Source organism: Sphingomonas sp. (assembly GCF_042096255.1).
Lineage (GTDB): Bacteria > Pseudomonadota > Alphaproteobacteria > Sphingomonadales > Sphingomonadaceae > Sphingomonas.
This window is the reverse complement of sequence record NZ_JBELLZ010000107.1, coordinates 1-9,516: the sequence shown is the minus strand read 5'-3', so window position 1 is coordinate 9,516 and position 9,516 is coordinate 1. Positions and strand designations below refer to the sequence as shown.

General features: G+C 68.5%; 7 protein-coding genes. 3 read left to right on the top strand and 4 right to left on the bottom strand.

The window, feature by feature from the left end:
• Both ACFDTH_RS15605 and ACFDTH_RS15600 read right to left on the bottom strand, forming a co-directional pair.
• On the bottom strand, positions 1–672 hold a 672-nt coding region (locus ACFDTH_RS15605), incomplete at its 3' end, for an aldehyde dehydrogenase family protein (protein ID WP_375288483.1).
• 40 nt (positions 673–712) lie between these two features.
• On the bottom strand, positions 713–2,026 hold the full coding sequence (locus tag ACFDTH_RS15600) for a sugar MFS transporter (RefSeq protein ID WP_375288482.1): 1,314 nt from the start codon (positions 2,024–2,026) through the stop codon (positions 713–715).
• A gap of 114 nt (positions 2,027–2,140) precedes the next feature.
• Between ACFDTH_RS15600 and ACFDTH_RS15595 the strand changes: the two genes are divergently transcribed.
• The 3 genes from ACFDTH_RS15595 to ACFDTH_RS15585 are packed head-to-tail and all read left to right on the top strand — an operon-like array spanning position 2,141 to position 5,969.
• Complete coding sequence (locus ACFDTH_RS15595) at positions 2,141–3,274, top strand: aldose epimerase family protein (protein WP_375288484.1); 1,134 nt, start codon at positions 2,141–2,143, stop codon at positions 3,272–3,274.
• Positions 3,275–3,296: 22 nt separating this feature from the next.
• Positions 3,297–5,093, top strand: coding sequence for an IlvD/Edd family dehydratase (locus ACFDTH_RS15590; RefSeq protein WP_375288481.1), 1,797 nt, complete (start codon positions 3,297–3,299; stop codon positions 5,091–5,093).
• A gap of 18 nt (positions 5,094–5,111) precedes the next feature.
• The gene (locus tag ACFDTH_RS15585; protein ID WP_375288480.1) at positions 5,112–5,969 is read left to right on the top strand and encodes an SMP-30/gluconolactonase/LRE family protein; all 858 of its coding nucleotides are present in this window, start codon (positions 5,112–5,114) and stop codon (positions 5,967–5,969) included.
• Between the two features lie 94 nt (positions 5,970–6,063).
• On the opposite strand, the gene ACFDTH_RS15580 is transcribed toward ACFDTH_RS15585, so the two are convergent.
• Positions 6,064–6,723: an epoxyqueuosine reductase QueH gene (locus tag ACFDTH_RS15580; protein ID WP_375288479.1), complete on the bottom strand. Its 660-nt coding sequence runs from the start codon at positions 6,721–6,723 to the stop codon at positions 6,064–6,066.
• A gap of 20 nt (positions 6,724–6,743) precedes the next feature.
• The coding region (gene putA, locus ACFDTH_RS15575; protein ID WP_375288478.1) for a bifunctional proline dehydrogenase/L-glutamate gamma-semialdehyde dehydrogenase PutA at positions 6,744–9,516 on the bottom strand (2,773 nt) is incomplete at its 5' end.

The following is a 9,516-nucleotide window of genomic DNA, read 5'->3' as shown; positions in this document are numbered from 1 at the left end:
GCCCAGGTCGTTGGTGGTGCCGGGCAGATAGGAGAAGACGCCCGCGGGCAGACCGCACTTGGCGGCGGCGGCGCGGATCGCGCGCGCGACCAGCTCGCCGGTGCCGGGATGCGCGGGATGGCCCTTCACCACCACCGGGCAGCCGGCGGCGAGCGCGCTAGCCGTGTCGCCGCCCGCCACCGAGAAGGCGAGCGGGAAGTTGGACGCCCCGAACACCGCCACCGGGCCGACAGCGATGTTCATGCGGCGCAGGTCAGGCCGGGGCAGCGGCGCGCGATCGGGCATCGCCGGGTCGACGGTGACATCGAGGAAGCTGCCCTCGCGCAGCACCGATGCAAACAGCTTGAGCTGACCGATCGTGCGGCCGCGCTCGCCGGTCAGGCGGGCCTGCGGCAGGCCGCTCTCCTGCATCGCCCGCTCAACCAGGCCCTCGATCGCGGCGATCTCGTCGGCGATCGCCTCCAGGAACATGGCGCGATCCTCGGGCGCCAGCGCGCTGAACGCGGGGAAGGCGTCATCGGCCAGCTGGCAGGCATCCGCCACGTCGGCAGCGGTCGCCTCGCGGAACTTGGGGCCGATCGCCTTGCCGGTGGAAGGATCGATCGCGTCGAAGGAGGCCCCGTTGGTGCGCTCTTCCGCGGCAACAAGCGTCGCGCCGGTGATGGTCGTCATGTCACGTCCTCATGTGGGTCGTTGAAAGGGTCGCGCCGGATCACTCGAAGGTGGAGCCGGCCGACGCAGCGGAAAGGTCCTCGGTCACGCGCGATCCCCAGACCGCGTAGAAGAGGATGTAGAGTTCGCAGGCGGCGGTGAGCAGAAACGAGGCCTGGAGGCCGTAGCGGTCCGCCAGCCAGCCCTGCACCACCACCAGCGCGCCGCCCGCGATCGCCATGATCAACAGGCCGGAGCCCTCCTCGGTCAGTGGGCCCAGGCCCTTGATGCCGAGCGAGAAGATCGTCGGGAACATGATCGAATGGAACAGGCCGACCAGGATCAGCGACCACATGGCGGCCGGACCCGACAGGAAGGTGGCACCCAGCATCACGATGAACGCGCCGATCGAGAAGGCGGCGAGTACCATCTCCGCCGGGACCTTCTGCATGATGAACGAGCCGGCGAACCGGCCCACCATCATGCCACCCCACAGCAGCGCCAGATAGCGCGACGCCTGCTCGTGGGTGATGTTTGCGATGTCGGGCTGCGACGCGAAGTTGATGAAAAGGTTGGCCACGCCGATCTCGGCGATCAGGTAGATGAAGATCGCCGGCACGCCGAATACCAGGTTGCGGTGCCGCCAGAGCGAATGGTTGCGGCGCTCCTCGCGCGCTACGCGGCTGGTCGCCTGGCCCATTGCCGGAAGCGGGAAACGGGCAATGATAACGGCGAGGACGACAAGCACGATGGCGACAAGCACGTAGGGCAGGATCACCGACTGCGCATCAGCCAGCCGTTCGGCCTGGGTCAGAGCAACCTCGCCCTGCGCGGTGCCGCCCTTTGAGCGCCCGAGGATCAGGTATCCCGCGAACAGCGGCGCCAGGGTCGTGCCAAGCGAGTTGAACGCCTGGACCAGGTTCAGCCGCGAGGATCCCGTTTCCGGCGGGCCGATGACCGTCACATACGGGTTGGCGGCGACCTGGAGCAGCGTGATGCCGCTCGCAATCACGAACAACATGAACAGGGTGACGCCATAAGATGGCAGGCTGGCCGCGAGCGTCATGCCCAGCGCACCCGCTGCCATGACAACCAGGCCGACGACCAGCGACCGCTGATACCCAATCCGCTCGATCAGCTTGGCCGAGGGGATCGACGCAAAGAAATAGGCGATGAACCAGACGCTCTCGATCAGTGTGGTCTGGGTGTAATTGAGCTCGAACACGCTGCGCAGGTGCGGCAGCAGCGTGTTGTTGATGACGGTGATGAAGCCCCACATGAAGAAGAGGCTGGCGAGCAGCACCAATGCGGACGTGTAGGTGGCCTTCGCCCCCGGCGTTCCGCCAGGAGAGCTGTTCATCGGTGCGGCAGGCATGTGGTCCCTCCCCGGGGCGTGCCCGTTCCCGAGCAACGCGGCTTTACAATTTGTCGGAGTTTATACTAACAATCCGACGGCGTAATCAAGGGAGGGGAGCCGGTGACCGGCCGCATGTCCAGAGTATATATTCTCGCCGGGGTCGCTTTCGGTGCCCTTGCCGCGTCCGCGGCGCAGGCCGCCACTGCCGAGCGCTCAATTTTCGGCACGATGAAGGACGGCACCGCGGTGGAGGCGGTGACGCTGACCGGCACCAACGGCGTGAAGGCACGCATCATCACGCTCGGCGCGAACCTTCAATCGTTCGAAGTGCCAGACCGCGTCGGCAAGACGGTCGATGTGACCCTCGGCCAGGACGACCTCGCCTCCTACGTCGACCATCCCAATTACTGGGGCCAGACGATCGGCCGCTATGCCAACCGCATCGCCGGCGGCAAGTTCACGCTGGACGGCAAGGCCTATCAGCTCACCCAAAACGACAAGACCAACTCGCTCCACGGCGGCACCGAGGGTTTCGACAAGCGCGTGTGGCGCGTCACCGAGGTGAAGGGCGGGCCGGTCGCCAGCGTCACCATGGCGCTGACCAGTCCGGCGGGCGACCAGGGCTATCCCGGCAAGCTCGACGTGACCGTCACCTATCGCCTCGACGACAAGGGGTCGCTGACCATCGACTTCGATGCGAAGAGCGACGCGCCGACCATCGTCAACATCACCAACCACGCCATCTTCAACATGGCCGGCGAAGGATCGCGCGAGGGCATCCTCAACCACCGTCTCACCATCCCCGCCGCGCGCTACACGCCGGTGAACGACCTGCTGATCCCCACCGGCGAGTTGAAGCCGGTCGCGGGCACGCCGTTCGACTTCACCAACGGCCAGGTGATCGGCGACGGCCTGCGCGACGGCCGCGATCCGCAGATCGTCGCCGGCCGCGGCGTCGACCACAATTACGTGCTCGATGCCGGCAAGACCGCCGAGCCAAAGCTGGCCGCGCGGCTGGAGGATCCCGTCTCGGGCCGCGTGCTGGAGGTGCTGACCGACCAGCCGGGCGTGCAGGTCTATACCGGCAACTTCCTGGACGGCACGCTGATCGGCAAGAAGGGCCATGTCTATCGCATGGGCGACGGCATCGCGCTGGAGCCGCAGCTCTTCCCGGACACGCCCAACCAGCCCGCCTTCGGCTCCGCGCGCGTCGCGCCCGGCAAGCCCTATCACCACCGCATGATCCTGCGCGTCTCCGCGCGCTAAAGACGGAAGCACCCTCCCCGCGATGACCGATACGCCTGCCCCCAAGCTGCGCAGCCGCGCCTGGTTCGACAATCCCGCCAACATCGACATGACGTCGCTGTACCTTGAGCGCTACCTCAACTTCGGCCTCAGCCTGGAGGAACTGCGCTCGGGCAAGCCGATCATCGGCATCGCCCAGACCGGCAGCGACCTTTCGCCGTGCAACCGCCACCACCTGGTGCTGGCCGAGCGCGTGCGCGACGGCATTCGGGAGATGGGCGGCATCCCGCTGGAATTCCCGGTCCACCCGATCCAGGAGACCGGCAAGCGCCCCACCGCGGGGCTCGACCGCAACCTCGCCTATCTCGGCCTGGTCGAGGTGCTGTACGGCTATCCGCTCGACGGCGTGGTGCTGACCATCGGTTGCGACAAGACCACCCCCGCCTGCCTGATGGCCGCCGCGACGGTGAACATCCCCGCGATCGCGCTGTCGGTCGGTCCGATGCTCAACGGCTGGCACAAGGGCGAGCGCACCGGCTCCGGCACGATCGTGTGGAAGGGCCGCCAGCTGCTAGCGGCGGGCGAGATCAACGATGAGGAGTTCATCCGCCTCGTCGCCTCCTCCGCGCCCTCGACCGGCTATTGCAACACCATGGGTACGGCGACGACGATGAACTCGCTCGCCGAGGCGCTGGGCATGTCGCTGCCCGGCTCGGCCGCGATCCCGGCGCCCTACCGCGACCGGCAGGAGGTATCGTTCCTCACCGGCAAGCGCATCGTCGAGATGGTGGCCGAGGACCTCAAGCCCTCCGACATCCTGACGCTGGATGCCTTCCACAACGCCATTGCGGTGAACTCCGCGATCGGCGGCTCGACCAACGCGCCGATCCACCTCGCCGCGCTCGCGCGCCACATGGGCGTCGAGCTGCCGCTCAAGGACTGGGAGCGCGTCGGCCACCAGATCCCGCTGCTGGTCAATCTCCAGCCCGCGGGCGAGTATCTCGGCGAGGATTATTACCGCGCCGGCGGCGTGCCGGCGGTGGTGGCGCAGCTGATCGGCCAGGGGCTGATCCGCGAGGGCGCGATGACGGTCAACGGCCGCACCATGGGCGACAATTGCCGCAATGCGACGATCGAGGACGAGAAGGTGATCCGCCCCTTCGTCCAGCCGCTCAAGGAAGAAGCGGGCTTCATCGTGCTTTCGGGCAACCTGTTCGACGCGGCGATCATGAAGACCAGCGTGATCTCGCCCGAGTTCCGCGACCGCTATCTCTCCAACCCCGACGATCCCGACGCGTTCGAGGGTCCCGCGGTCGTGTTCGACGGGCCGGAGGATTACCACCACCGTATCGACGATCCGGCGCTGGGCATCACCACCGAGACTTTGATGTTCATGCGCGGCGCCGGCCCGGTCGGCTATCCCGGCGCCGCCGAAGTGGTGAACATGCGCCCGCCGGCCTATCTGATCACCGAGGGCGTGCATGCCCTGCCGTGCATCGGCGATGGTCGCCAGTCGGGCACCTCGGGCAGCCCTTCGATCCTCAACGCCAGCCCCGAGGCCGCGGCGATGGGAGGCCTCGCGCTGCTCCGGACCGGCGACCGTGTGCGGATCGACCTCAAGGCGCGCACCGCCGACGTGCTGATCTCCGACGAGGAGCTGGCGTCGCGGCGCCAGGCGCTGGAGGCGGCGGGCGGCTATCGCTATCCCGGCTCGCAGACGCCGTGGCAGGAAATGCAGCGCGCCGTGGTCGGCCAGATGAACACCGGCGCGATCCTGGAGGGCGCAGAAAAGTACCAGCGCATCGCCCAGACCATGGGCCTGCCGCGCGACAACCATTGATGATGGGGCGGCACTGACATGACGTGGAGCATCGTCCCGCGCGGCGGCCAGCGCGACCAACTCGGCGAGGGCACGCTCTGGTCGGCGCGCGAGGGCGCGCTCTACTGGACCGACATCCTCGCCCCCGCGCTCAACCGCCTCGTCCTCGCCACGGGCGAGGTGACGCGCTGGCCGATGCCCGAGCCGCTGGGCTGGGTGGCGGAGCGCGAGGGCGGCGGGTTCATCGCCGGCTTCCGCAGCGGCTTTGCCGAGCTCGACCTGGAGCCGCTGACGATCCGCCCGTTCCTTTCGCCCGAGCCGGAGCTGCCCGGCAACCGCATGAACGACGGCAAGGCGGACGCGGCCGGCGCGATCTGGTGCGGCACGATGGACATGGCGGAGGACCAGGATTCGGGCGCGCTCTACCGGCTGGCGCCCGATCGCAGCCTCGCGCGCGCGGACGGCGGCTATCGCGTGCCCAACGGCCCCGCTTTCTCGGCGGACGGACGCTGGCTGTACCACAGCGACACCGCACGCCGGACGGTGTTCCGCTTCGCGCGGCTCGACGAGGCACGGCTGGGCGAGCGCGAAGTGTTCATTCGTATCGGCGAGGACGACGGCTATCCCGACGGCATGACCGTGGATGGCGAGGGACATCTGTGGATCGCGCATTGGGGCGGCAGCCGCGTCAGCCGCTTCAGCCCGGACGGCACGCTGGACCGGGCGATCGCGCTGCCGGCGAAGCAATGCACCAACGTCGCCTTCTGCGGCGAGGCGCTGGACGTGCTCTACGTCAGCAGCGCCGCGACCGGCCTGCCCGACAGCGAGCATGACGGCGCGCTGTTCCGGGTGGAAGCGGGCGTCACCGGCCTGGCACCACACCTGTTTGGCGGGTGAGCTTGTGTCCCGCGAAGGCGGGGACCCAGTCTGGGCTCCCGCCTTCGCGGGAGCACAACCTAAGAACGGTCTCTATGGTGGAGCCGCTTAGGTATCACCCCTCCGGATCGGCGCCGTAATAGAGCTTGCCGATCTCGATCTCCGGCCGCCCCTGCGACACGCGGTGCGCATTGGTGTCGCGCAGCGAATAGACGCAGCCGCAATATTCCTGCTGGTAAAACTTCTCGCGCTTGGAGATGTCGATCATCCGCGCGGCGCCGCCGCCCTTGCGCCAGTTGAACGTCCAATAGGTTACGCCCGGATAGTGCGCCGCGGCGCGCTCGCCGCAGCCGTTGATCTGGTTCATGTCCTTCCAGCGCGAGATGCCGAGCGACGAGGTGATCACCGCGAAGCCGTTCTCATGCGCGTGCAGCGCGGTGCGCTCGAACCGCATGTCGAAGCACATGGTGCAGCGCTCGCCGCGCTCGGGCGCCCATTCCATCCCGCGCGCCCGCTTGAACCAATTGGCGGTGTCGTAGTCGGCATCGACGAACGGCACATTGTGCTGTTCGGCGAAGCGGATGTTCTCCTCCTTACGGAGCAGATACTCCTCCTTGGGGTGGATGTTGGGATTGTAGAAGAAGATCGTGTAATCGATCCCGCTCGCGGTCATCGCCTCCATCACCTCGCCCGAACAGGGCGCACAGCAGGAATGGAGCAGCACCTTCTTGTGCCCGTCAGGCGGCGTGAGGATCGGTCGGTTCAGCTCGGTCATGGCCCGCGCCCTTACATCAATCAGCCCAGCATCATAAGGCTGGCATTACCGCCTGCCGCCGTCGTGTTGACCGACGTGGACACCTCCTCCAGCAGCCATTCGAGCGAGTAGGACAGGCCAGGCCCGGACGCGGCGGCATGGACGGGCACGATTGCGCCATCGCGCGCCGCCATCGCCCGGGTCACTTCGCGGACCCGCACCGCATTGCCCTCGACCAGCGCGGCAGAGACACGCGCGTCACCCTGCGTGAAGCAGGCCGCGATCTCGGCCGGCAGCCTTTCGGGCAGCGCCATGTCTTCGATCGCGCCGGTGTTGCCGGTGGCGAGCACCGCCGCCATCTGCTCCAGCAGGCCCGCCCGCGTCTGCGGCCGCAGCGCGATGCAGCCGCGCGGGTGGAGCGCATAGACGTTGCGCTCGCCCACCGGCCCCGGCAGCAGTCGCTCCGCCCCCAATGCCGAGGCATCGGCATAGCGCCGCGCCAGCGCCGCGGCGTCCGCCTCGCCCGCCGCATCGAGCCAAGCGGCAAAGCCATGGACCGGCGAATCGAGGTGCCGCGCGCGATCGGCGAACACCGTCGGTTTTGCCACCAGCCGGCCGAGGTAGAGCGGCCCGCCCGCCTTGGGTCCGGTGCCGGAGAGGCCGCGACCGCCGAAGGGCTGTACGCCGACGATGGCTCCGATCGTGTTGCGGTTGACGTAGAGGTTACCGGCACGGACCCGGCCGGTGACATGCGCCACCGTCTCGTCCAGCCGGGTGTGCAGCCCGAAGGTGAGGCCGTAGCCCGTGGCGTTGATCGCATCGATCAGCGCATCGAGCCGCTCGCGGCGGAAGCGCAGCACGTGGAGAACGGGGCCGAACACCTCGCGCTCGACATCGGCGATGTCGGCGATCTCGATGATCGTCGGCGCGACAAAGGTGCCGTGCGCCGCCTCTATCGGCAGCGGCAGCTGCTCCACCCGGTGCCCGCGCGTGCGCATCATCTCGATGTGACGGTTGAGGTTGCCCTGCGCCTCGGCGGTGATCACCGGGCCGATATCCACCGCCAGCCGGTCGGTGCGGCCGACGCGCAGCTCGGCCAGCGCGCCGCGCAGCATCGCCAGCGTCCGGTCCGCCACCTCCTCCTGAAGGCACAGGATACGCAGCGCCGAACAGCGCTGGCCGGCGCTGTCGAAGGCGGAGGCGATCACGTCCGCCACCACCTGCTCGGCCAGCGCCGACGAATCGACGATCATCGCATTCTGCCCGCCGGTCTCGGCGACAAGCGGGATCGGCCTGCCCTCCGGCGACAATCGAGTCGCAAGCTGACGCTGGATCAGCCGCGCCACCTCGGTCGACCCGGTGAACATCACCGCCGCGGTCTGCGGCGCGGCGACCAGGGCGGCACCGATCCGGCCGTCGCCGGGCAGCAGTTGGAGCGCGTCGGTCGGGATGCCCGCCTCATGCAGGATGCGCACCGCCTCGGCGGCGATCAGCGGCGTCTCCTCGGCCGGCTTGGCGAGCACCGGATTGCCCGCAACCAGCGCCGCGGCGACCTGGCCGGTGAAGATCGCCAGCGGGAAGTTCCACGGACTGATGCACACCACCGGCCCGAGCGGCGCCTGCGCGGGGCCCAAGGTGGTGCGCGCCTGCGCGGCATAATAGCGCAGGAAATCCACCGCCTCGCGCACCTCGGAGATGGCGTTGGAGGCGGACTTGCCCGCCTCGCGGATGATCAGCCCCAGCAGCACCGGCATGCGTGCCTGGAGCGCATCGGCGGCGCGTTCCAGCATCGCCGCGCGCTCCGCCACCGGCGTGTCGCCCCAGCGGCTCGCCGCCGCGCGTTCGGCCGCGGCGCACGCGCCCGCCTCGCTACTCTCGAACACGGTGCCGACCTGGTCGACGTGGTCAGCGGGGTTGAGCACTGGGCGCGGCGTGCCCGCCCCACCCTGCGGCTGCGCCGTCCAGTCGATCCGCGTGCTCTCCAGCAGCGCGGGCACCAGCGCCGCCATCGCATCCTCGTTGCTGAGGTCGATACCGTCCGAGTTGCGACGATCGGGATAGAGCGCCGCCGGCGCGGCGATGCCGTCATGCTGCGCGCCCGGGTGCGGCATCGCCAGCACTTCGTTCACCGGATCGGCGATCAAGGCGTCGATCGGTACCGCGGGGTCGGCGATGCGGTTGACGAAGGACGAGTTGGCGCCGTTCTCCAGCAGGCGGCGGACGAGATAGGCGAGCAGGGTCTCATGCGTGCCCACCGGCGCGTAGATGCGGCACGGCCGGTTCAGCTTGTTCGCGGGCACGACCTGCTCGTACAGCGGCTCGCCCATGCCGTGCAGGCATTGGTACTCCCAGTCGCCGATCGTGAACTCCGGCCCGGCGAGGTGGTAGATGGCGGCGAGCGTCTGTGCATTGTGCGTGGCGAACTGTGGGAACACCGCGTCACGCGCCTCCAGCAGCTTACGCGCGCAGGCGAGGTAGGCGACATCGGTGTGCAGCTTGCGCGTATAAACCGGAAACCCATCGAGCCCATCGACCTGCGCGCGCTTAATCTCCGCATCCCAATAGGCGCCCTTGACCAGCCGCACCATGATCCGCCGCCCGGACCGGCGCGCCAGATCGACGATCCAGTCGATCACGAACGGGCAGCGCTTGCCATAGCCCTGGACGACGAACCCGAGCCCGTTCCAGCCGGACAGCGCATGGCTGAGTGCCAGGCTCTCCAGCAGGTCGAGCGACAGTTCCAGCCGCTCGGATTCCTCGGCATCGATGTTGAAGCCGATGTCATAGCCCTTGGCCAGCACCGCCAGCGACGCG

What these genes read in the sequence shown, in the direction of transcription:
- ACFDTH_RS15600 (WP_375288482.1), bottom strand. Translation starts at nt 2,026, where the DNA reads ATGCCTGCCGCACCGATGAACAGCTCTCCTGGCGGAACGCCGGGGGCG.
- ACFDTH_RS15595 (WP_375288484.1), top strand. Translation starts at nt 2,141, where the DNA reads ATGTCCAGAGTATATATTCTCGCCGGGGTCGCTTTCGGTGCCCTTGCC.
- ACFDTH_RS15590 (WP_375288481.1), top strand. Translation starts at nt 3,297, where the DNA reads ATGACCGATACGCCTGCCCCCAAGCTGCGCAGCCGCGCCTGGTTCGAC.
- ACFDTH_RS15585 (WP_375288480.1), top strand. Translation starts at nt 5,112, where the DNA reads ATGACGTGGAGCATCGTCCCGCGCGGCGGCCAGCGCGACCAACTCGGC.
- ACFDTH_RS15580 (WP_375288479.1), bottom strand. Translation starts at nt 6,723, where the DNA reads ATGACCGAGCTGAACCGACCGATCCTCACGCCGCCTGACGGGCACAAG.